Annotated in this window: 21 protein-coding genes and 1 pseudogene; 7 read left to right on the forward strand and 15 right to left on the reverse strand. The window is 40.7% G+C overall.

Annotation, left to right across the window (positions count from 1 at the left end):
- Positions 1-90 precede the first annotated feature (90 nt).
- The 5 genes and pseudogenes from RIN81_RS10455 to RIN81_RS10475 all read right to left on the reverse strand — a co-directional run.
- Positions 91-303 (reverse strand): annotated as a pseudogene (locus RIN81_RS10455) (tunnelling fold family protein); the annotation flags it as partial.
- 50 nt (positions 304-353) lie between these two features.
- Positions 354-1,514: a site-specific integrase gene (locus RIN81_RS10460; RefSeq protein ID WP_309089916.1), complete on the reverse strand. Its 1,161-nt coding sequence runs from the start codon at positions 1,512-1,514 to the stop codon at positions 354-356.
- A gap of 373 nt (positions 1,515-1,887) precedes the next feature.
- A complete protein-coding gene (locus RIN81_RS10465; RefSeq protein ID WP_309089918.1) occupies positions 1,888-2,673 on the reverse strand; it encodes a hypothetical protein in 786 nt (261 codons plus the stop codon).
- A 159-nt stretch (positions 2,674-2,832) separates the two neighbouring features.
- Positions 2,833-3,531 carry a BA5345 family protein gene (locus RIN81_RS10470; RefSeq protein ID WP_309089920.1) on the reverse strand — a complete coding sequence of 233 codons (699 nt, stop codon included), beginning with the start codon at positions 3,529-3,531 and terminating at the stop codon, positions 2,833-2,835.
- Positions 3,532-3,920: 389 nt separating this feature from the next.
- Positions 3,921-4,796, reverse strand: coding sequence for a hypothetical protein (locus tag RIN81_RS10475; RefSeq protein ID WP_309089922.1), 876 nt, complete (start codon positions 4,794-4,796; stop codon positions 3,921-3,923).
- A gap of 1,184 nt (positions 4,797-5,980) precedes the next feature.
- On the opposite strand from RIN81_RS10475, the gene RIN81_RS10480 reads away from it, so the two are divergent.
- Both RIN81_RS10480 and RIN81_RS10485 read left to right on the forward strand, forming a co-directional pair.
- The gene (locus tag RIN81_RS10480; protein ID WP_309089924.1) at positions 5,981-6,841 is read left to right on the forward strand and encodes a hypothetical protein; all 861 of its coding nucleotides are present in this window, start codon (positions 5,981-5,983) and stop codon (positions 6,839-6,841) included.
- Between the two features lie 658 nt (positions 6,842-7,499).
- Positions 7,500-8,189 carry a hypothetical protein gene (locus tag RIN81_RS10485; protein WP_309089926.1) on the forward strand — a complete coding sequence of 230 codons (690 nt, stop codon included), beginning with the start codon at positions 7,500-7,502 and terminating at the stop codon, positions 8,187-8,189.
- Between the two features lie 872 nt (positions 8,190-9,061).
- Here RIN81_RS10485 and RIN81_RS10490 read toward each other — a convergent pair.
- The 5 genes from RIN81_RS10490 to queF all read right to left on the reverse strand — a co-directional run bounded on the left by RIN81_RS10490 (position 9,062) and on the right by queF (position 13,764).
- On the reverse strand, positions 9,062-9,292 hold the full coding sequence (locus RIN81_RS10490; RefSeq protein WP_309089928.1) for a hypothetical protein: 231 nt from the start codon (positions 9,290-9,292) through the stop codon (positions 9,062-9,064).
- Positions 9,293-9,372: 80 nt separating this feature from the next.
- Positions 9,373-10,224, reverse strand: coding sequence for an AbiJ-NTD4 domain-containing protein (locus RIN81_RS10495; protein ID WP_309089930.1), 852 nt, complete (start codon positions 10,222-10,224; stop codon positions 9,373-9,375).
- Positions 10,225-11,141: 917 nt separating this feature from the next.
- Entirely contained in the window at positions 11,142-12,245 is a 1,104-nt protein-coding gene (locus RIN81_RS10500) for a hypothetical protein (protein WP_309089932.1), read from the reverse strand.
- A 34-nt stretch (positions 12,246-12,279) separates the two neighbouring features.
- On the reverse strand, positions 12,280-12,783 hold the full coding sequence (locus RIN81_RS10505) for a hypothetical protein (RefSeq protein WP_309089934.1): 504 nt from the start codon (positions 12,781-12,783) through the stop codon (positions 12,280-12,282).
- A 483-nt stretch (positions 12,784-13,266) separates the two neighbouring features.
- On the reverse strand, positions 13,267-13,764 hold the full coding sequence (queF, locus tag RIN81_RS10510) for a preQ(1) synthase (RefSeq protein ID WP_242233818.1): 498 nt from the start codon (positions 13,762-13,764) through the stop codon (positions 13,267-13,269).
- Between the two features lie 77 nt (positions 13,765-13,841).
- Between queF and RIN81_RS10515 the strand changes: the two genes are divergently transcribed.
- Both RIN81_RS10515 and RIN81_RS10520 read left to right on the forward strand, forming a co-directional pair.
- On the forward strand, positions 13,842-14,162 hold the full coding sequence (locus RIN81_RS10515) for a thioredoxin family protein (RefSeq protein ID WP_309089936.1): 321 nt from the start codon (positions 13,842-13,844) through the stop codon (positions 14,160-14,162).
- Between the two features lie 56 nt (positions 14,163-14,218).
- Entirely contained in the window at positions 14,219-14,794 is a 576-nt protein-coding gene (locus RIN81_RS10520) for a beta-class carbonic anhydrase (RefSeq protein ID WP_309089938.1), read from the forward strand.
- A gap of 186 nt (positions 14,795-14,980) precedes the next feature.
- Here the strand turns inward: RIN81_RS10520 and RIN81_RS10525 are convergent, their stop codons facing one another.
- Genes RIN81_RS10525 through RIN81_RS10535 form a run of 3 tightly spaced genes read right to left on the reverse strand, consistent with a single transcriptional unit; the run spans position 14,981 to position 16,731 of the window.
- On the reverse strand, positions 14,981-16,117 hold the full coding sequence (locus tag RIN81_RS10525; protein ID WP_309089940.1) for a zinc-dependent alcohol dehydrogenase: 1,137 nt from the start codon (positions 16,115-16,117) through the stop codon (positions 14,981-14,983).
- A 29-nt stretch (positions 16,118-16,146) separates the two neighbouring features.
- Entirely contained in the window at positions 16,147-16,506 is a 360-nt protein-coding gene (locus tag RIN81_RS10530) for a spore coat protein (RefSeq protein WP_242233822.1), read from the reverse strand.
- An 18-nt stretch (positions 16,507-16,524) separates the two neighbouring features.
- The gene (locus tag RIN81_RS10535) at positions 16,525-16,731 is read right to left on the reverse strand and encodes a spore coat protein (RefSeq protein WP_309089942.1); all 207 of its coding nucleotides are present in this window, start codon (positions 16,729-16,731) and stop codon (positions 16,525-16,527) included.
- Positions 16,732-16,880: 149 nt separating this feature from the next.
- On the opposite strand from RIN81_RS10535, the gene RIN81_RS10540 reads away from it, so the two are divergent.
- On the forward strand, positions 16,881-17,087 hold the full coding sequence (locus tag RIN81_RS10540; protein WP_309089944.1) for a hypothetical protein: 207 nt from the start codon (positions 16,881-16,883) through the stop codon (positions 17,085-17,087).
- Positions 17,084-17,380: a spore coat protein gene (locus RIN81_RS10545; RefSeq protein ID WP_309089946.1), complete on the forward strand. Its 297-nt coding sequence runs from the start codon at positions 17,084-17,086 to the stop codon at positions 17,378-17,380. The genes RIN81_RS10540 and RIN81_RS10545 overlap by 4 nt, the downstream gene beginning before the upstream one ends.
- A gap of 115 nt (positions 17,381-17,495) precedes the next feature.
- Here RIN81_RS10545 and RIN81_RS10550 read toward each other — a convergent pair whose 3' ends face one another.
- Positions 17,496-19,532, reverse strand: a complete 2,037-nt coding sequence (locus tag RIN81_RS10550; protein WP_309089948.1) for a catalase — start codon at positions 19,530-19,532, stop codon at positions 17,496-17,498.
- Positions 19,533-19,820: 288 nt separating this feature from the next.
- Here RIN81_RS10550 and RIN81_RS10555 point away from each other — a divergent pair, with 288 nt between their 5' ends.
- A complete protein-coding gene (locus tag RIN81_RS10555) occupies positions 19,821-20,861 on the forward strand; it encodes an N-acetylmuramoyl-L-alanine amidase family protein (protein WP_309089950.1) in 1,041 nt (346 codons plus the stop codon).
- Between the two features lie 42 nt (positions 20,862-20,903).
- Here the strand turns inward: RIN81_RS10555 and lplA are convergent, their stop codons facing one another.
- The gene (lplA, locus tag RIN81_RS10560) at positions 20,904-21,893 is read right to left on the reverse strand and encodes a lipoate--protein ligase (RefSeq protein ID WP_309089952.1); all 990 of its coding nucleotides are present in this window, start codon (positions 21,891-21,893) and stop codon (positions 20,904-20,906) included.
- Between the last annotated feature and the right edge of the window lie 30 nt (positions 21,894-21,923).

The following is a 21,923-nucleotide window of genomic DNA, read 5'->3' on the forward strand; positions in this document are numbered from 1 at the left end:
TTAAAAAAGACTGTCGACTTTGTCGACAGCCTGAGATGTCTTATTCAGACATCTCTTTTTCGTGTGAATGATCCCAGTCTTTCTTTACCCTTACCGGTTATCCACCGTTTCCGGATACAGGTCATGGTTCATCATGCGGTACTCAGCCATTTTCTCGTATTTCGTTCCAGGCTTCCCGTAGTTCGTGTACGGGTCAATCGAAATCCCGCCACGAGGCGTGAATTTACCCCATACTTCAATGTAGCGTGGATCCATCAGTTCAATCAGGTCATTCATGATAATGTTCATGCAGTCCTCATGAAAACGATTGGCTGTAAACCCAGTCATATCAATGAATGAGCAACTTTATTCGTTTACTGGTCACCATTTTGGTCACTGCCTTTGAACAGTTCATCAAACGTGCCAGCCGCTTCAAGCTGCATCGACGGCAAAACATGACTGTATGTGTTCAATGTCACAGTTACATTCTTGTGGCCAAGCCGCTCTTGAATAATTTTAGGATTCACCTTATTTGCCATCAAGAATGTAGCGTGAGTATGTCTTAGGTCATGGAGACGGATTCTCGGAAGACCCAACTGCTCAACAGTCACTTTAAAGGCTCTTCTAAAGTTGTTCGGGTGCACCCAGTTTCCGTTCTTCGTGCATACAACCAAATCATGTGGAAGATACTCATCTGCCAGCACTGCTCGCTCCCGAATGATATGCTCATGATGTGCTCTCAGGCTGCTCAGCAAAGCGTCAGGAACATAGACAACCCTCAGAGCGGCATTCGTCTTTCCTTCAGCCACGAAGCCGTAGACGCTATCCTCGTCGACCTTACTAAGTGTTTGCCGAATGAAGATTCGTTTACCTTCAAAATCAATGTCACTCCACCGCAAGCCAAGAACCTCACCCATACGCATACCTGTCTGAACGGAAATACTGAAGCCGATAAAGTGTCTTGTTAAGTTTAGCACTCGCTGAGGAGCGTCCAAAAACAACATCATTTCATCCGCTGTCCATACCCGAAGCTTTTTCGGCATTCTTGGCAACGAAATATCATCCAACATTGACTTATTTAAGATGCCTTTCTGAGAAGCCTTGTATAGCACTTCTGCCACAATGCCATAAGCAGCTCGGATTGTCGCTGGAGACAGTTTACGCTCTTTGTGAAGCTTCTGAATGAAGGTCTGGATGATCGACTCACTAAACTCATTCATTCGTACATCTCCGATATACGGCACAATGTTGTAGCGGATTTGTTGCTCATAATTTTGAATTGTACTCGGCTTTAATTTAATTTTCTTTGCTCCGAACCACTGAGAAAGGTATTTTTGAAAAGGAAGCTTTAGCACACTCAATTCCTTTGCTTCACTAACCTCCACTTGAAGTTTAGCAAGAGCTAACTTTGCTTCATGTTTCGAATTGAAACCTCTCCGCTTCAGCTGCTTCCTTTTCCCAGTCACCGGGTCTTTTCCGGTATCCAAGACAAAAAAGTATTTTCCTGTCTTTGTATCCTTCTTTATCACAGTCATTATCATCACCTGTATTCTACAGGGCCGTAATTCGAAGTCTGCTTGAGAATATATTATCACTTTCTTGCACTATCCTCGAATAAAATCTGTCTTTTAAAGCAAGAATCAGAGTTGGCGTGGGATTTTGTACTGGCTTATCTCAATTTCCAATAGAAGAATCCTCTGAAAAAGAGCCCTAAATCAGCTTTATTTATTTTGACTATCAATTCAAGCTCCTTATCTAGTACAACAGGCTCTGTTCAGCGTCACACTGTCCGCTCCATATTCCTTGCGTATCTCATCCAATTCGATATTTATACTTCCCCTATCCCCTTTCGCCAATCACCTTGTGTATTTGTGCATAAAAAAAGCACCCCGCAGGATGCTGTCATTTTTAGTTTGGAATTACTTCATCGGTTAAATTGAATCGAAGTTGAAGTTCGTGCTCGAAAAATTCTTTCGTCGTAAAAATATGAGTAAATTCTTTTATGCTGCCTATATTGAGGATTTCTGCTTTATCACTTATCAATTCAGGGAATAACAGTCTGTACTCGTTTTGGTACGCAAAAAACTTATCCTTTTGAAAGAAAAAGTCTGAGCGTCCTGTTCCGAATGCTTCCATGCGGTCAGTATAATTGATTGACATGTCTCTATATTCAACTAGATTCCTTGCCACCTTAATGCCTCGTTCTGAGCATACTTGTTCGACCCTCTCCATGAAAAATCCCGTATTGATAAGCATTACATGATCCCCAAAGTTTTCAAGAGCTCTTTCCTTCAATTCATCCGACAATACCAGCTTGGTAGTAGCAACATTATCTTGTACTTCTACCACTTCTAATAAATCTGTTGTTATTCCAGTCATACAGAATAGATGCCTTTGATGGTCTTCTGCACTTTCCAAGTTGGCATTGCTGGCTTTGGCTTTAAAAAGAACTTCGTCTGTTTCTGGATGTTTAAAGGTTAAATCCACATCAGACATACGAAGAGTCACATCAAAAGCGTCGCCCTGACCTTTTCTTTTTTCTTTCAATTCTATGTCCTTATAGTATTGGAAGTTGTTCAAGTAAAGTGTTCCATTCTGCAAGCTTTCCAAGTTCTCTTTAGTGGAGAATTTTAAAGCGCCTGGGAGTTTGTTATCCTTTGCCAAAATTTCGTTTAATCTTTGTTTTTTCTGCATAGTAGCCAGTTCTCCTTTCTTGTATCTCAGAAGAACATAACCATAATGCTCATTTATTTCCATACTAACCGTCCGTCAAAAAACGACAAATCGCCGCCTTTGAGGCGGTATGAATTATTCTTCTCATACATGCGTCAGCTGTAAGATAAAATTATGTAATCAATCTTCGTCCCCTTCATCTTCTTTTTTCTTTTTTTCCTCTTTTTTATCCTCTGCTTCAAGTATAGTTTTCATTATTTCATTAAGTTGAACAAAACTTATTTTATTTTGCAAAAAATAATTATATACCACCGAGCCTAAACACAGTAGAAAAACTGAAAAAACCGTCAGAAATGTTCCGTTATCTAGCAAACTTGCACGATTGTTCATAGTTAAAAAAAAGAATAAAAAACCAGATGTCATAGCGAGTGTTGATGCCCCTAGTCCATGGATTCTTGATGTCCTATTGCTAAAATATTCATATCTCCTAACAAGATCCTTGTATGATACCTGTTTTTTTTCAGTATCTATTGACATCATCTTATCAAAATGCATCTCCACTTTATTCCAAAGTTCAAGTCCTTGTTCACTTCCTCCAGCTCCTTTAAAACCTTCTATATCTTCAACAGCTCTCATAACTGTTTTCCTCTTCATAATTGTCCATTTGAATGCGAAATAAATTTGATAGATTATATATCCGATAGGAACTCCTGATGCCACAAAAAGGGCGGTAAGCCCTGCTAAAACTCCTGGGCTTGAAAAGGAGTTTGCCATGCTGATAATACTAAAACCTTTTTCTGTTAATTTAAATACCAAAACTGTTAAAAAAAATAGCCAACCGGGGATTCCCCACCTTATTATCTGAAATTCTGAATTCATTAATCATCCACTCCTTTAAAATACACATTCTTATATTCTATAAAAACTTTATTAACCGACATAAAAGACCTTTTCAATGAAACAAGCAAAAGGCTGTCGTTTTTCCGATCTTCATTTTCCTACTCTGCTCACTCATGGAGCGATCTTTCCAAAGTAGCACCTCCAAGTTCCTCCGCAACTTCATACTCGGAAAGAGCATGCTTCATGAAGCCAACCTCGCCCTGTTTTGGCTAGATTTTGAGTTGGAGCAATTTTTCTGCTCTTTTCTTCAAGAGGTTCACAACGCTTCCGATCCTCTTCTGAAATTCGTTTTTGATGAGGCAGCAATCCAAATGGTCGCTAAAAAGAAACAGCTCTTGGTTAATTTCCTAAGTGAATTGTTGGGAATTTTACGCACCTTTCTTCTTGGAAGTGTTTGAATGAGTCAGCTTGTTTGTATCCTTCAACGTTTTAACTCTCTCAATCTCATCGTTTAATTCTCCCAAAAGGCTCTCAAACTCTTTGAGTTTCTTGAGTTTTCCTTCTACATCCTTCTCAAAAAAAATCCTCCACATTTTGATCTTTTTTCTGGAAGCATTCTCAGTTCTTGCGATCATTAAATTTATTTCTTCTCTTAAATCGGAAGGAATTTGAACAGTACCTGTATCATCTTGCGTGTAATCGCTGTACTTTGACTGTTCGGAATGAACATCATAAGACAAAGCAGTTGAGAACTCTTTGTAAAAATTGAATGCTTCAATTAAGCGAACGTGTAAGTCAATATCTTCAACTTGCTCAATAAATTTAAAGCTTTCTGAGTCAGCCAACTCCATTGGATAAGTTGCTTCAAGAAGATAAGATTCTTCGATTCCCGGTGCTTCTGGGTCATAATCATCATCAGTTGGATATTTTACAATTCCGTTATGAGCTTCAAGAGTTCCATCCCACTCTCGTTTTGCTTTTTTTGACTCCTCAACGAACTTCTCAAGTTCAATTCTCAAGCGAATCAGAGCTGGAAGTTGGTTAATGGTTCTATCAAACTTTTTTTCTTCTAAGTTGATCTTCAACTGTTTCTCCACTTGTGAGTTGGCAATGAAATACGCCACTAGCGCACTCAGAATACCTCCTAAATAATTACCAAAAAAGGCTATCCAGTCGGCTCTACTTCCATAAGTATTCAAGTTCCAAGGAGCTCCAAACTTGAAAATCGTAAAATTCAAAAGGATGGGAATAAGGAGAGCGAATCCTACTGCAATCCAGAAGTTTTTGCTTTTCCAATCAATCATAATAGCCAATCTCCTTCAAATTTACTTGCTTTCAAATTATATCCTTATCATAAAATTTTTTCATTAGTTTTTCCGCAGCTCAAACACGCCCTCAGACGCTCCAGATTGCCTTCTAACAGCTTTTGGATCTCTTCGAACACCAACATGTCCCTCAAATAGCTTGTTTTTATTTTTTCAAGGAATTCCTTGGATTTTCGAAACACTCCTCTCCAATGATCACTACATACATTTGAAGATTTCCAGAATGCTGCAAACCGCTTTCTAAATTCTATGGAAATATGCTTTGGGCTTGCTTGCCTGCCCCATTGGCGATTTCATGGATACCCGTGCCTTTTTCTATTTGTTGTTTCGAATTGGATGATACAGCGTGAACATTCTGAATGAAATTCATCTTTCATTGTATATGTTTATTTTCTCACGCTGTGTTACCCCATTGCTCAGAAGGATCAGAATTGATTGTAAAGGCATTCACTATAACAACTTGACTGCTTTGAAGAGAAATAAATAGAAAAAACAAACCTTATCATCGGCGTGTCTGTTGGAATTGGTATGTTTCTTAATATGTTGCTGGCAATGTTCTTCTGTTGGTGCATCATGAAAAAATTATCGCCTTCAACAGAGTTTTGAAAATTAAACAATTAGAAATTTTAAAAAAAAAAAGCTGTTCGCCTTTCCATTTCAGAGGATATGCATCAATATTATGTATAGAAAGACAAAAACACTACCCAATTGGATAGTGTCATAGGGGGTGCAGTCCAATGAACAACGATACTGTGATCGCAGTATGTGCTCTTTTGGGATTGGTATTTACTGTCATATTCGGTGTTATGACAATAGCATTGACCATTCTGCTAAAATTCATTTGATTTGGGCTTGCTTGTTCTTTCTTTGAACGCAGGAGTGTTGGCGCACTCTCTGCGTTCTTTTTTTCGTTGTGTCCATTGTGGACACTAAAACACCGTAGCGTCTCACAAAATGAGACATCTATTATACGCTCATGGTAACACACTTTGTGTGATGTTAGCTATGAAGATTGTCCTGCCATGACAAAAAACAGCTGCGGAGAGTGTTCTGAAACTGTTATTTTGTCATGGCAGAACAAAACAGCCGTTATTATGATAATTTTCCTGTTCGAAATAAATTTATGTTGTAGAATTGAGAGAAATAGGAAGCGAGGGAATTGTATGAATGATGAGACACAACGCATCAATAAAATGATTGCTGAAATGAAAGGGACAACAAGAGAACTGAGCGACGATCAGCTTGAAATGGCCAGGAAATTTAAAAAACAAATGTCACAATTGATAGAAGCGTCTGAGGCATTGAAACAGTATCAAGACGGAGCGAATATTTTTAGAACGTTTTATGAAATGAATCAGAGGGTTATTTCCATTGCGGAACAATTTTACGATAATGGAATCATTAAAAATCGTGAAACGGTTGATAGGGCAGTAAGTTCGTTTATTTATAGTCCAGTTGCTTTAGATTTTAAGACGCATTTTAAATTTATTGATGCGACTGTTTCGTTTAAGAAGATGTTTGATGAAAATATGGCTTTGATAAATAAATTATCAATCCCTCATATCTCTTTATACCAAAACGTTTTTGATTCGATTGATGATGCTTCTTATGAAAAGGTTGAAAAAGTGGTGGAGGAACAACTTTCAGGTGTAGAAGAAGAGGGAATAGAGCAAGAGAGAGAAATAAAACATCCTGCTTTTTTTGATGCTGCCGTTAAGATTCAAATTTATGTAAACATCACAGAGAATGTGATTGCTGAAAAAGGTGACGTTGAGCAAGAAACGGTATGGAGAAAAATCGTAAAACCGTTTATGGAAACTCTCCGTGCTTTTTTAGTGGCATGGGCATTCGGGAATGCGGCTATAGGAGATATGGGGATAGCACAGGCATTTGAAAAGGTGATCGAGGCAGTTGAATCCTATCAATATTCTATTGAAACAACAGAGGTTGAAATAAATGACCTAGAAATAATGGATATGAAAACAAATCAGGTTGAAGAAACCGATCTAGAAATAAAAGAATAGATCAGGGAGAAAGAGCGCTCTCAATGGAGTCGCTCTTTTGTTTCTTCTTGTTCTTCTATCTCTTTTACCAGTTTGTAGAAGGTGGTACGCTTTATCCCCACTTCCAACACAGCAACGATGACAGGGTCAGTACCGGACAATGTTTTTTACTTGTGTTTTATCGGCATCCTACAAGGAACGCACCTAACTGCATTGTATCTCAGATTGTTTTTCAATAAATTCTAATTTTTCCCAAATAAAAACCCTTCCCCTCTCTGTCCTTTTCTTGGAGTTGACTGCCCTATTCTCAACTCCACTGCTTTATATCACATAGAATCGATTCACTCTTCATTTTTAAAGAAATCACTTGAACTTTTTCAGTATTCCAATTTAACGGGCAATACAAAACCAAAGGTTTCTAAAAAAGCTGTGAACAGTCTACTGAGGCCTCTAGTGACATGTCTGAGAGCTTAGTGGCTTTCTTGGTTGGCGCACTCTATAGATTATTTGCCCATTCTTTTTTTGAAGCAATCAAGCAACCTGTCCACTCTGCATGACAAATCTCTAATACATGATTGAACAAAATTCATCTTGTTTTCAGTCTAACTCTTAAGAAAAATATACCAATTCGAGAAATATGACCTTATAATAAAGGGAAAATCGCACAGGAGACTTGCACATGAATAGAAAGAAAATCAATACATATTTAACTTTGGCCTTGATTCCAGGCTGTATCATCCCTTTGCTCCTTAAAATGCCCATCCTGCTCTTCATTCCAATTTTTATTGGTATGATCCTTTGTTACTCACACGGAGAGGAGAAACGGGAAACTCGCATTTCTTCCAAAAGACAAGCAAAAGAACTTCTTGAAAAAGAACATATTAATCCAACCCAAAGCTTCATAGATAACAAAAATCTTAGTGTCATTGCTGTTGATGAAGAAAAGGAAACACTTATCGTTTTAAATAGAAAAGATGAGCGCTCCCCCTTCTCTTCAAGGCAGATCCCCTTCTCTGATTTATTAGAAGTAAAGCTTGCTGAAAATGGCTCAGTGGTCACTTCTGCTTCCAAGGGAGGAATGGCTGCAGGAGCTTTAGTCGGTGGACTAGTCGGTGGAGGTTTCGGCGCAGTTATTGGAGCTTCTGGCGCAAACCGCTCCTCTCAAACAAAAGTGAAGGAGCTTTCTCTGGAGCTGGTTATTGACAGCTTAAACGATCCAGTTCATAAGGTTACTTTCATGAATGAGCTAGTAGAAGTAAAGAAAGAGGACGAACGGTATAAGAAAGCATTTGAGTATGCAAACCACTGGTACAGACTTTGTGGAGTGATCGTAAATAGGAATGAAAAACAAATAGAAAATATCCGCTAAGGAGTGTCATTCATTGACGCTTCTTTTTTTGTGCAAAATTAAGAAAGGAAGTGCAATTAATGACCGTCAATGATAACAGAATTGAAATACTAGCCACATCTGTCATTTCTTTTATTTGTTATCCTACCTATCGTTTCGAACATCGCAAGTCCACTCCTCAAGCAGATCAAAAACAAAAAAAAGCCTCTTCTTCTTGGTCTTCATATATTTTTATCCGCTATCGTGTCCTATCGTTTTTCAAACGACAAAGCATTAGATTTTAAGGAATTCAGCGGGGTTTTGGCAAAGGACTATCGGGTTTTAACAAAGCTGAACAGGAGGAGTATTTGTTCTTTTCATTTACCTTTTAAAATAGCCGAGTAGAAAGAGGGTTTTCACTTTCAAAAAAGCACCATCTGAAACATTGATTCATCAATGCTTGACATATTCCCCTCCTCTTCTAATATGCTCTCAGAGACTTCAGATTGCCTTCTAAAGGCTTCCAACTCTCTTTGGATACAAATACTTCCAACAGGCATCTCGTTTTTATTTTCCCAAGGAATTCTTTGAATTTTTGAAACATCCTACCAAATGATGATTTAATACATGATGGTTCGAGAAGCTGGGGATGCACTTTTTAGATCTCCGAAGATTTTCGCTTGGATTGCATAGCCTGCCCGATTGGCGACCGATGCTTATCCTTTTTTTGATAATAGGAGAAACGTGATTACTTTACACGCTGAAGTTCTAATATGTGATTGAGTAAAATCCGTCTCTTATCCTTTTGACACTTCCAATTGATTTTTGAGTTTACTCAGATAGTCAGCATAAAAAAAGAACCGTCCACAATAACGATTCTAAAAATGGCTTTATCACAGAACTAGTCCTTTTTCTTAATTCATATGAATTTCATAGACATTATTGGTTTGATTTTCGTCATCCCAAGTAATTACAACCTCCCACGGAGGCGCTGTTCCGCTGTGAATACCTATTGCGACTTTTGAAGTATCTCCACCACCAATGGTTATTGGAACTCTATCAAATAAAGGATTTACTTCGCCCTTGCGATTCTTCCATGTTATCGTGACATTCTTGGCGGTCGCTTTACCTTCGTTTTTCACCATAAGAATGTCACTTATCCCCGTTCTTCCCTGTTCCTTAACCCTCTCAATCCGAATTTTCGCTTTCTTCTTCTCGAGTTGAATTAAGAAAATGCTATCCCTGCTTTATCCGCTTTTGCAATTAAATAATTTACAAATGAGGAACACATCACAAGCATGAATTTTGCTTCCTCAAAATCAACAGTGGAATCGTCCTTAATAGCGTGGCGAATACCGGCTGAATCGCTTGTATAGTGATAAATCTTTTTCAATCCTTCTTTTAGGTCATCATGTAAAACTATACCCGTTTCAGTTTCAAGTTTATTTATTGCCCGTCCCAAAGTCGTACTTGGATCGCCTACAATAAGTTTGCAAATGGATTCAACGGCACTAATCGATTCCTTTATAGAATTACGATAATCAGGAGTACTTCGATCAGAAAGAAGATCCAGTGCGTTTGATAAATGTCTGGCGGCAAAACTAGTTTTTTCACCTATAGCAGTTTCAATTTCGTTGATTTCGATGTCGTCAATTATAGGAGCGATAAATTCGCCTACGAATCTATAAGCGGACATTTCTTTTTCTAAAACTTGATTACAGTCTTCTCTAAATTTTTCAGAGTCCTCAACGCTGGCTACAAATTCAATGAAATCATACACTTCATACCACTCTGCTGTATTAAAAAAATAATGATTCAATATTACACGTGTATCTCTCCACCCAGAAGGCAATTTATCTAATGAATATTTCAAATAGTCCATCCATATCTTTCTCACTAATGGATAAACTCTGGAGTTTTCTCTGCCTGACAAAACGTATACATTGTTACCATAAGACCAAAAATGAGTGTGAAGTGTGTTCCATAAGCCATTTTTCAGTTCTGTGTCCATACTTTCGGATTGAAATGCTTCTCTAACTGGCTTGAATCCATATCTCTCTGAAAATCGCATTCTCATCTTAATCCTCTTTTCATCACTATTATATATTTCTCGTTATTAACAAATTCGCTATTTCGTGACAAATTCCCTGTCCAAGAAGCTATAAATTTCGATATTTATTGTTTTCAATAATGAACTGCAATTTCCAAGTAGATTACTCTTGTTGTTATTATTTGAAGTCGCTTATCTTCAACATGCTCTCAGATACTCCAGATTGCCTTCTCTGATGGCTTCTGGTCTTTCTGAAACCCTTTTTCCTTTGTTTTCACATTTGCCGCCTTTATCACAACGTAGGTCTCATAATCATATAAGGTCGATTCTGATCTTCATTCGAAATTTTACAGCTGTCCCGCTTGTCTTTCTTGAAAGGAACTCATTCATACTATGTGTTATGTACTGTTGTATCTCACTAAGCACCGTGAGGTGTAGCTGACTGTACTCTTCAACCTACAGTGAGACCGTACCTCACATCCTTAACCTGCCCCCCCTTGAAGAATAAAAAAGAAGCGGCTCATTTTACTGAACCGCTCCATGTATGTTCATTTAATTTTAATAATGGTCTTATGCTTCACAGAGCTCAATTGACAATTTGTTGCGCTGTAAATTGCCTGCCCGGCTGCCACCGGACAGACAAAACATCGCCATCAAATTTCACTTCTAAATCCGGCGCACCGGATTTAGGCAATGTCTCTTACAGGGGTTTTGGATGATTATAAAATTCCCCAAACCTAAGTTATTATATATTTCAAATATATTATATAATGAATTAGGTTTGGGGAATTTATGGTTTCATCTCTTGCAAAGCAAATTGGGTGCGAAGGGTGAGGAAAATACAGAACGTGAGGGACTATGAATACTTTCTGCTCATAGCCCGATCACTTTCCCAAAATTAGTGCATATAGGCTTCTGCTTTTTTACCGGCTAGTTTAGGAATTTTAAAATGCACTTTCCGATCTCTTTTCTTCAAATAGCATGTTATCAATTTGGATACATCTTTCCATAACAGTCTCTTTTTCCTGTTGTAATATGTCCCATGGAATATCAATTTTTAATGCTTTTAAGAGGATTAATGTGTTCATTAAATAAAACCGCTTCTGGAAATACTTTGAGTTCAAATAATCCTCCCTTTGTTGTCTCTCTATTGTCAATTTAATAAATCGAGTAATAAATGCAGCCTCAAACTTCTGCTTCTCTACTTCCCTTTTTATATCCTTATTGAGAACTTTAATTTCATACTCTTTATAATAATACTCCACAAGGTGGTTCTCAATGAGATGCTTATCTACTTCCTCAATGATGGCCGCCATTTTTCTATTTTTTCTTGCGCTGAATTTTGCCTTCGCAAAAGCATAGTAGGTTACATTGTAGCCTTCTAGAAATTTAGAGACAGATTCTTTTAAATCATCATAAGCCTCTTTATTCAACTCTTGCGGATCATCTGCTACTGTAAACTTAGCAAAATATTTTTCAACGACTTCAATTCGACCTTTTTTTTCAAGTCGATTTAATGAAGCATCTAATACGCCTTTATTACGGATATTCAATTCATATACGAAGTCACTCACAATCTGCCGAACTGGATAAGCTATCGGAAGAACACCCAACTCATCAATGAGTGCTTCCTTTAAATAATTCATATTCAACTCAACTGGAAACATTTTAATTGAATTAATCCACTTTGTTATCGTAAATTGCTGTGAATTAAAATTCAAAAGTCTACTGAATATATATTCTTCCATCAATTTGTCTTCCTCTGTTGGAGGCCGCCCATCATAATTAAACTGCCGTTCCGTCATTTCTGCTTTTTTACCGATCAATATATAGCGGCGCTTCTTTCCTCTTCCATTTGTTACTTCCACGCTATTGAAAATCGTTTTAAGTTTACGAATTAAACTTGAAATTGTTCCATTTGAAGGGTCTAGAGAGCCGTTCTTTTTCCACCTGGCTGTTTCAAATTCCGAACCATCATAACCACAAGCTATGGTAATTTCAATGGCCTCTTTCTCCGTAAAGACTGTCTGTTCTGTATGTTCCGTCATATGTTCCTCCTGATCAAAAGTAGAGTGTTATAAATCATAAACTTAAAGTGTCATCCAATTTATCTATTAACCGATCGACAATGATCTCTCTTTTACGAAATTCCTCTTCATTTAAGCAGGCTAGCCGAAACATCCGTTCATCGAATATACTTTCCATCTTTTCCTTTTGTTTCAAAATTCGAATCTGCTTTTCGATGCTACTAATAGCTGTTTCACACTGCCGAAAAGCACGTGAAAGCGCCGATGCTCCCTGTGAATTTTTGACTCTCTCTTGTTGGAGGCTTTCAATATAATCCTTATAACAGATTAATGAAATTTCAGCCTGATCAAGCACAGTAACATTCGTCCGCTCAATTAAATATTCCTTTTCATCAGGAATTCTAAATATTGTTTTCAAATTATCAAAGTGTCTTGTTGGGATTTCCTCTATACCGGCCTTCCAGCTTTCTAGTTGGCAAGAAGTAACCCCTAGCCTTTCAGCTAGTTTCTCAATAGTCTCTTTACGCATCACACAAAAAAGATCAATTGCATGTGTCATCATGTCCACCTTCTCGTTAATAATAAGTGTAAATAATTTATAAAAATCTGTTGACTCCCCATCTTTTATGGATTAGAATATTTTTAGATATATTTATAATTATTTTTATTTCAAAACAATCTCATATTATCTTATTCTCTTCGACACAATACGTCAAGAGCGTTTTTTTATGCCCAAAATACTGTTTCACTGTAGTGCAAGAGCCTTCCTAATTCCTAACACTGGAGTAAGAAGGCTCTTTTTGCTTTAAAGTGATCTGTCGTACCTTATCTGTAAAAAGAAGTGCCATATAAGTGTAAATAATTTATATACAAAAAGAGATGCCCCATTAGGACACCTCTTCTTAAGCAGACTATCGTGGTCACACCCTGCAATATTTTTTGTTTTTGTGGTCACACATTTGGTCACATTCTTTACAAAAAAGCTGTTTTCGTGGTCACAAATGGTCACATTTCGTGTGACCACGCTCATACCCTGCGCCTCTTACCGGTTATCTACCGTTTCTGGATACAGGTCATGGTTCATCATGCGGTACTCGGCCATTTTCTCATATTTCGTGCCAGGCTTCCCGTAGTTCGTGTACGGGTCAATGGAAATCCCGCCACGAGGCGTGAATTTGCCCCATACTTCAATGTAGCGTGGGTCCATCAGTTCAATAAGGTCATTCATGATAATGTTCATGCAGTCCTCATGAAAATCACCGTGATTGCGGAAGCTGAACAAGTACAGCTTCAACGATTTACTTTCGACCATTTTCACATCGGGAATGTAACTGATGTAAATAGTCGCAAAGTCCGGCTGACCCGTCATTGGGCAAAGCGACGTGAATTCCGGGCAGTTGAATTTTACAAAGTAATCACGGTTTTGATGTTTATTGTCAAATGTCTCCAGAACGGATGGGTCATAGTCAAATATATAGTTTGTTCCCTGATTGCCAAGCAGCGTAATGTCTTTTAGTTCTTCTTCTTTTCGTCCAGCCATGCCGGAGCCTCCTTATAAATCATATTCTTTTTTATTATAGCAGAGACAGTTTACAATGAGAAAAAGGAGTGGTACAAATGCAGCATGTAACCTCATACACGGAATTTTCAGATATTCTTTCATCTAGCGAAGCCGTGCTGCTTTATGTTTCAAGCCCCGGCTGTTCGGTTTGTCATGCCCTGCTGCCTCAGGTCCAAACACTTATGCAGGAGTTCCCCCGTGTCACAACGGTTTACGCGAATACGGGAATCGCCCCAGATATTGCCGGACAGTTTACTGTTTTTTCTGTGCCAGCTGTTCTTTTCTTTTTAAAAGGAAAGGAACAATTCCGTGTGGTACGCTTTGTTCCGGTCGGAGGCTTAAGAAAAAGTATAGCCAGCGCTTTAAAAATCATTTGACAAAAAATTATGAAATCCTTCACAATAATAAGGGAGTATGGAAAGGAGAGAATACAGTGACACTATTAACAGACATTTTAACGTTTAACGAAACATTTGTAGAAAACAAAGAATACGAAAAATTTGAGACAACAAAGTTCCCGGATAAGCGTGTCGTTATTTTAACGTGCATGGATACACGTCTTGTCGAACTTGTAACTGAAGCTATGAATTTTAAAAATGGAGATGTAAAAATCGTTCGTAACGCCGGCGCGATCGTTAACCATCCGTTTGGATCGATTATGCGAAGCCTGCTGGTTGCTGTGTACCAGCTTCAAGCGGACGAAGTATTGATCGTAGGGCATCATGACTGCGGTATGGGCTCTCTCTCAAGCGATGTCATTATTGATGCAATGAAGGAGCGGGGCATCCAGCAGGAAGTAGTAGATACCCTTCGCAACGCTGGAATTGAAGTAGATAAATGGCTGAGCGGCTTTAACAGCGTAGAAGAAAGTGTCGAGCACAGCGTGAAAATGGTTAAGTCTCATCCATTGATGGTGGATTCTATTCCTATACATGGGCTTGTTATTGACCCTTCAACGGGCAAATTAGATCTTGTGGTGGATGGATACAAAAAAGAAGAGGCTCTTTAAAAGAGCCTCTGAGAGTGTAGGTAAAGTAAGAAAGCAGGCTAATTGAAAACGTCTGTCTTTCTAGGAACGCCGCCGGCTGGGAAGCGGAGTGATCTTTTCGGGGTCATGAGCATTCACAGCTGGCAAGTGACGCCGAAAGCGGGCGTTTGCGGGCAGCCTGAGCGGCTCTTTAAAAGAGCCGCTTTTTTATGGCTTTAACACTACTTTTATACAGTCATCCGTTTTGGTATCAAACAATTCATAGCCTTTTTTTGCTTGATCGAGCGGCAAAATGTGCGTCACGACATCACCCGGATCCACTTTTCCTTCCGCAATCAGCTTATATAAATAAGGCATGTAGTGAATAACAGGAGCCTGGCCGCCCCGAATATTAACATTGCGCTGAAAAACGTCACCGAGCGGAAAAGCGTTATAGATTCCACCGTATGCACCTGTTATTTGAATCGTACCGCCTTTGCGGACTGCCTGAGTGGCTGCCACAAGAGCACTTAAAGCACCGCCCTGAAGCTTCATGCCGACCGCAAGAAATTCGATTGGTGTCATTTTCGCATCCATTCCAACACAATCCATGACTACCTCTGCCCCGCCGCCTGTTATTTCTTTCAGATGATTGCCAATGTTTTGCTCGTCTTCAAAGTTCACAATTTCTACTTTATTTGTTTTCTTCGCATGCTCAAGCCGATATCCCACATAATCAACCGCAATGACACGTTTTGCCCCTTTTAACCAGGCAAATTTTTGAGCAAGCAGTCCAACTGGACCGCAGCCGAAAATAATCGCTGTATCTCCCTCTTTTAAGCCGGAATTGTCGACGGTCCAGTAAGCCGTTGCAGCGGCGTCCGCCAGCAGGACGAGCTTCTCATCCTCCACCTCACTGTTTTCTGGAATTTTAAACGGTGTAAAATTCCCATACGGAACACGCATATATTCGGCCTGCCCGCCAGGATATCCCCCTGTCGTGCCGCTATACCCAAAATAAGCGCCCATCTCGCCATTATCATTAGAATTATCACACTGACTTTCCAGGTCATGCTTACAAAACCAGCATTCTCCGCAGCTGATGTTAAACGGAACAATGACACGGTCTCCTTTTTTTACTTTTGTAACAGCCGGACCGACTTCTTCTACAATCCCCATCGGTTCGTGCCCGATAATATAATCCTGCTGAAGATTCGGAATCATGCCATGAATCAAATGCAAATCGGACCCGCAAATAGCTGTTAATGTAGGCTTGACGATAATATCGTCCGGTTTTTGAATGCTGGGTGCTTCTACTTCTTTTACAACCACATTTTTCACACCTTGATATGTGACGGCTTTCATTTTTCAAACCTCCTCCACGATAATGGCATTTATTTAGGCGGGGTTGGAAATAACCCTTTTCGATTTGTATTGGTCGGGAAGAGCGGCAGCCGGGCAATGTCGACAGCCGTTTCAGCGGACTTAATGTCCAGCTGCATTTGTTTATCCACGTCATACGGATAGAGCCAGCCTTTATGCAGCATTAATTCTGTTACTTCACCATGCAGGTCGATGCCTTGTTCCAGATGCTTAATCAGCACAGAACGAACTTCCGGCGTAGCCGCTTCTGTTATAGCCAACGCACAGTTTCTTACCCCATTTTTTACAGAGGTCAAAAATTCAAGCGCAATAGCAGAATCAGCAAGTTCCGGCATTCCCACTGAATTGATCGGATCTAAATAATCGTTCACATCTTCCACCTCCAAAAATTAAAATGTTCTGGCTCCCTTATAAAGCTCTAACAACTCGTTCGTTTGGTGAATCGACTGCTGTGCGTCTTTTTCCAGCATCGCTTTTAAATCACTGTCAAAGCAGGCACCCTGCATTAGTTTTGATTTGAGCATGCAGATCGTTTTAAAGTTAATCATTTCATGGAGCTCCATTGTTTCATGAAAGGCCAGTTTTTTTTGGTACATATTTCTCACTCCTATAGTTAGTCACAACATTCATTTTCCCTTTCATTTTCTTCATTTATTCAGAGGGTTCAATCCGTGCATATTTGAATAAGGAACAGATGAAAAGCCAAAATAAGAAGCATGTATGAATAACTGAAGAGGTGATAACTGTGAGGAACCATTTAGGTCAACATGAGTCTCTGGAGCTGCATGAATTAGTCGTTTTTAAAAGCCTCTGTACGACAAAATCAGCGACGATGAGCAAACTTGCACAGGACCCGGAATTAAAAACGTTGCTTGAAGCAGACGCACAAGCCGGCCAGCAGCATCTCCAACAGCTGAAGCATCTTTTGCCGGGAGGTGGCGTGACAAAGTGAATGATTTATTTAAAAGCATAGCAGGCATGGGCGGCATGACGGATCAGGTGATTGCAACGGACTTTTTGATTTCTGCCAAATCCGGTGTGAGAAATGCAGCGTTCGCGCTTACGGAAGCCATAACACCTGAATTGCGTTCGGCCCTGCGTGAACAGCTTATGGCCACTGTTTCAACTCATGAAAGCATCAGCAAATATATGATGGAAAAAGGATATTACCATCCTTACAACCTGGAAGAACAGGCGAAAATCGATCTGGCTGTCGCACAAACAAGCCAGGACCTTGTAAAATAGCAACCCATCCTCCTGCTTTGTCTGCTTCTACTAAGTGAAAGACGAGGCTTTTATTCACCTTTAAAACCATAAAAAAAACTGCCGACATCCCATTCGGCAGTTTTTATTTCTTTCTTTATACAGAGCGGTTCCAGTGACGATGTTCAGCAAGAGCAGCGAGGAAGGTGTCTGCATAGCCCTCAGATGGCGATGCTTCCGCTACTATGCCCGGATCACCAGGCAGATCCGCGACCAAATCCACGCTGTCATCTGTCGCTCCTATGGTTTTAAAGTGTTCATATGCTTCTGTTAAAAAAGCTTTTGCCTGCTTTTTCGCTTTTGGATCGGCACTCAGTCCGCCTGCTGCGTAAACGGCATCAAATAAAACCGAGTCGGCTGTCAGGAAAGTATGGTCTACTTCAAGCTCCGCTCCGTCATCGCCTTTGATTGTTCCCTGCTTTGTGCTCACCACTTCAGGACGGGTGCCGGCTTTTTCAAAGGCTTTGTAAATATCGGTCATCGTTTTGCCCGAGAAGCCCTCGCCTGCTAGGATTGCAATTTTGCGAGTCGCCACCCCTTTAACCGGGTTTGCTTCCTGGCTTAGTGCCGGCGAAGATTTGGTAATGGACGATTCCTCTACATCGGATGGTGCCTGCACACCAATGGCATCAGCTACTTGTGCCGCCAGGCCGGCATTGACATTCGCAAACATATTCACAACCTGCTGGCGAATATCTTTGCTTTTTACTTTGCCCAGTTCAAAGCTGAATGCTTCAATAATATGTTTTTTTTCAACCTCTGTCATACTGTTCCAAAACAGGGCTGCCTGTGAAAAATGATCTTTGAAGCTTTCGCTGCGGCGGGCGACTTTGCGGCCTTCTACTTTTTCCTGGTAATGAGCATAGCCGCCCTCTTCTTCCTTGGCCGGTGACGGCGTATTTTGAGCCAGCGAGTTTTTATGGTAGCTCACCTGCCCGACGTTAATCGTCTGGCGTCCGTATCCATCACGCTGGTTATTAAAGAACGGGCAGACAGGGCGGTTAATCGGCAGCTCATGGAAGTTTGGCCCGCCCAGGCGGATAAGCTGTGTATCGGTATAAGAGAAAAGCCGTCCCTGCAGGAGCGGATCATTGGTAAAATCAATTCCCGGTACAACGTGGCCCGGATGGAAAGCCGCTTGTTCTGTTTCGGCAAATACATTATCGACGTTACGGTTAAGCGTCATTTTTCCAATGATTTTTACCGGCACGTCTTCTTCCGGCCAAATTTTAGTTGGATCAAGCACATCAAAATCAAATTTAAATTCGTCTTCTTCGTCAATCATCTGCACGCCAAACTCGAATTCTGGATAATCCCCCATTTCGATCGATTCCCATAGGTCGCGGCGGTGGAAATCCGGATCTTTACCGGCAATTTTTTGCGCTTCGTCCCATACAAGTGATTTAATACCGAGAACCGGCTTCCAATGAAACTTTACAAACCGCGCTTTTCCTTCTTCGTTCACAAAACGGAATGTATGAACACCGAATCCTTCCATCATCCGGTAGCTGCGCGGAATCGCACGATCGGACAAATGCCACATGACCATATGAGCTGATTCCTGGTTGTTAGCAATAAAATCCCAGAATGTATCATGGGCACTTGCTGCCTGAGGCATTTCATTGTGAGGCTCCGGCTTGACGGCGTGAATTAAGTCTGGAAACTTGATCGCATCCTGGATAAAAAAGACCGGGATGTTATTACCGACAAGGTCGTAGTTTCCTTCCTCCGTATAAAACTTCGTTGAGAAGCCGCGCACATCACGAACCGTATCTCCCGAACCACGGGAGCCCGCTACAGTCGAATAACGGACAAAGACCGGTGTTTTCTTCGATGGATCCTGTAAAAAGCCGGCTTTTGTATATTCTTTCATAGACTCATATACTTGAAAGTACCCATGCGCTGCAAACCCGCGTGCATGAACAACCCGCTCTGGAATGCGCTCATGGTCAAAATGGGTCATTTTTTCACGAAAATGAAAATCTTCCATCAATGTAGGCCCGCGGTCCCCTGCTTTCAACGAATGTTCATCTTCTGACACGCGAAGTCCCTGATTCGTTGTTAATTTTTCTCCTTGATCGCTTACACGGAACTCATCCAGTTGTTTGTTTTTGCTGTTTTCGTTAATCGCCATGCTCTAGCCCCCTTATTGATACATTCGCTAAAAGTTCATTACTTACTATCCGTACCACTTTTTAAATGAACTAAAACAATAAAATACAACATATTCATCCAAAACAGTCAAAGGTTGTGAATTCCTTTGCCATATTCGACCCAATTATTCAAAATATCCTGCTCGAACAGGGAAATTTTTCTTTTATTCAGACCAATTTTCTTACAAAATGAATCATTATTTTTGCGGATGTGACGCTTTCTTCCAGATGATACGATAGAAGTGAAATGAATGAATAGGCGGTGGATTATGGAAAAAGCAAGACTCGGCATCTTACTTCTTTTTTTACTCGGCTTTGTCGGACTGGCAGGACAGCCGGCATCAGCCCACGCTCAAACGGGCTCCATCACAGGAGACCGTGTAAATGTACGTGAAAGCCCTTCTCTTTCGGCTTCTGTTCTTGGACAGGTACATATGGGAGACCGCGTCTCTATTCTTTCATCCCAAAACGGCTGGGTGCAGATCTCCTATGGAAGCCAAAAAGCTTGGGTTAGCGGACAGTTTGTCGGAAGAGCAGCCGAAAAAACAGATTCTTCAGGAGAGTTTGTTCGCATTCAAACGGAGGGGACCAATCTGCGAAGCGGCCCTTCGACATCTTCCTCTGTCATTGTTCAGGGATCTGTCGGTGAGCGTTACCCGGTTACAGGACGAAGCGGAGATTGGATTCGTATTCGCCTTGCAAGCGGAAATGAAGCTTATGTAGCCAGCTGGATTGTATCTGGACAAGGTCAAGGGACCCATGCCTCTGCTTCTGCTTCTTCTTTACAGGGCAAAGTAATTGTTCTGGATCCCGGCCATGGGGGAGTGGACGGCGGAACCTCTGGTTTATACGGCACCATTGAAAAAAATGTGACGCTTCAAACAGCTTGGAAGCTGCGTGATACATTGGCTGCGAGTGGAGCAACCGTTGTATTAACCCGGACGGGTGATCAATATGTACCGCTGCCAGTCCGGACAGCTGACTACGGGGCAGATGCTTTTATCAGCCTGCATTATGACGGAGCACAGAGCCAGCAGGCAGCCGGCCATACAGCTTATTACTATCATGCGGGGCACCAAGAGCTTGCCCGCTCTTTAAACGAAGGGCTAAATGGAACGCTGCCGAATGCAAACCGCGGGACACAGTATGGCGATTATTTCGTTCTTCGTGAAAATCAGCGGCCCGCTGCCCTGCTTGAGCTTGGTTATTTAACAAATCCAGCTGAAGAATCTTCAATCGTGTCAGCTGCCTACCAGCAGCAGGCAGCAGCCGGGATTCGAGACGGCTTAGCCTCTTATTTTTCTCGTTAACAGCACAAACAGCGCCCGGCTTTTTGCCTGGCGCTGTTTTTATCAATATATTAGGTCAACAAGATCCTCGGTCGTAACATTTCCGAAGTAATGCTTCATATCCAGCGGCTCAAGCGCCTGGCGAATAGCACCCTTTTCATATTTTGTTCCAAGGAGCGCCTTTTCCACTTCAGCTACATCCCCCGCACCAAAAAAGTCACCGAAAACGCGTGCTGTTTGAATGTCTCCTCCTTTTACATGGAGGCGCACATCAATAAGCCCAACCGGAAATCGATGAGAGCGTTCGATATTAAAAGCCGGCGATTTGCCGTAGTTCCAATTCCAATTTCCGTAGCGCTCGGCTGAAATCTGGTGAATGGCTTTCCAGTCTTCTTCCGTCAGCACATATTCTTTTACTTGCTCTTCATCATTAAAAATTTGGGTTAAAATAAATTGTTTAAACTGGGTAATAGACATTTTTTGCTCAATCAAGTCAGATATATTTGCCACACGGCTGCGAATCGATTTAATGCCTTTAGATTCAATTTTGTCCTTGCGCACCTTAAGGGCAGCCACGACATCATTCATGTTGGTATCAAACAGGAGCGTCCCATGTGTAAACATACGCCCTTTTGTGGCAAATTGGGCGTTTCCTGAGATCTTAAACCCGTTGGCTGTTAAATCATTGCGCCCGCTCATTTCTGCATTCAAGCCGAGTTTTTTCAATGCTGCTACAACAGGCTCGGTAAACTTGCGGAAGTTATGAAAGCTGTCTCCATCATCTTTTGTAATAAAGCTGAAATTTAAATTGCCAAGATCATGGTAAACCGCGCCGCCGCCGGACAGACGGCGCACAACGTGAATACCGTTTTCCTCGACATAATCTACATTTATTTCTTCAATGGTATTCTGGTTTTTACCGATAATGATAGAAGGTTCGTTAATGTAAAAAAGCAGATAAGATTCTTCAATATTCAAGTGTTTAACGGCATATTCTTCAATCGCTAAATTAATGCGCGGATCGGTAATCCCTTTGTTATCAATAAAAAGCATCGTACACCTCCGAATTGGTTTAGTTCAAAT

The sequence above is a fragment of the Domibacillus sp. genome (assembly GCF_031181085.1).
Classification (GTDB): Bacteria; Bacillota; Bacilli; order Bacillales; family Domibacillaceae; genus Domibacillus.

Excerpts from the sequence above, each read along its gene's own strand:
- RIN81_RS10535 (WP_309089942.1), bottom strand. The coding sequence starts at position 16,731 with ATGTACCAAAAAAAACTGGCCTTTCATGAAACAATGGAGCTCCATGAA.
- RIN81_RS10525 (WP_309089940.1), bottom strand. The coding sequence starts at position 16,117 with ATGAAAGCCGTCACATATCAAGGTGTGAAAAATGTGGTTGTAAAAGAA.
- RIN81_RS10495 (WP_309089930.1), bottom strand. The coding sequence starts at position 10,224 with ATGAGAATGCGATTTTCAGAGAGATATGGATTCAAGCCAGTTAGAGAA.
- queF (WP_242233818.1), bottom strand. The coding sequence starts at position 13,764 with ATGGCTGGACGAAAAGAAGAAGAACTAAAAGACATTACGCTGCTTGGC.
- RIN81_RS10490 (WP_309089928.1), bottom strand. The coding sequence starts at position 9,292 with ATGGTGAAAAACGAAGGTAAAGCGACCGCCAAGAATGTCACGATAACA.
- RIN81_RS10480 (WP_309089924.1), top strand. The coding sequence starts at position 5,981 with ATGAATGATGAGACACAACGCATCAATAAAATGATTGCTGAAATGAAA.
- RIN81_RS10550 (WP_309089948.1), bottom strand. The coding sequence starts at position 19,532 with ATGGCGATTAACGAAAACAGCAAAAACAAACAACTGGATGAGTTCCGT.
- lplA (WP_309089952.1), bottom strand. The coding sequence starts at position 21,893 with ATGCTTTTTATTGATAACAAAGGGATTACCGATCCGCGCATTAATTTA.
- RIN81_RS10505 (WP_309089934.1), bottom strand. The coding sequence starts at position 12,783 with ATGACACATGCAATTGATCTTTTTTGTGTGATGCGTAAAGAGACTATT.
- RIN81_RS10475 (WP_309089922.1), bottom strand. The coding sequence starts at position 4,796 with ATGATTGATTGGAAAAGCAAAAACTTCTGGATTGCAGTAGGATTCGCT.
- RIN81_RS10465 (WP_309089918.1), bottom strand. The coding sequence starts at position 2,673 with ATGCAGAAAAAACAAAGATTAAACGAAATTTTGGCAAAGGATAACAAA.
- RIN81_RS10555 (WP_309089950.1), top strand. The coding sequence starts at position 19,821 with ATGGAAAAAGCAAGACTCGGCATCTTACTTCTTTTTTTACTCGGCTTT.
- RIN81_RS10485 (WP_309089926.1), top strand. The coding sequence starts at position 7,500 with ATGAATAGAAAGAAAATCAATACATATTTAACTTTGGCCTTGATTCCA.
- RIN81_RS10515 (WP_309089936.1), top strand. The coding sequence starts at position 13,842 with ATGCAGCATGTAACCTCATACACGGAATTTTCAGATATTCTTTCATCT.
- RIN81_RS10470 (WP_309089920.1), bottom strand. The coding sequence starts at position 3,531 with ATGAATTCAGAATTTCAGATAATAAGGTGGGGAATCCCCGGTTGGCTA.
- RIN81_RS10460 (WP_309089916.1), bottom strand. The coding sequence starts at position 1,514 with ATGACTGTGATAAAGAAGGATACAAAGACAGGAAAATACTTTTTTGTC.
- RIN81_RS10500 (WP_309089932.1), bottom strand. The coding sequence starts at position 12,245 with ATGACGGAACATACAGAACAGACAGTCTTTACGGAGAAAGAGGCCATT.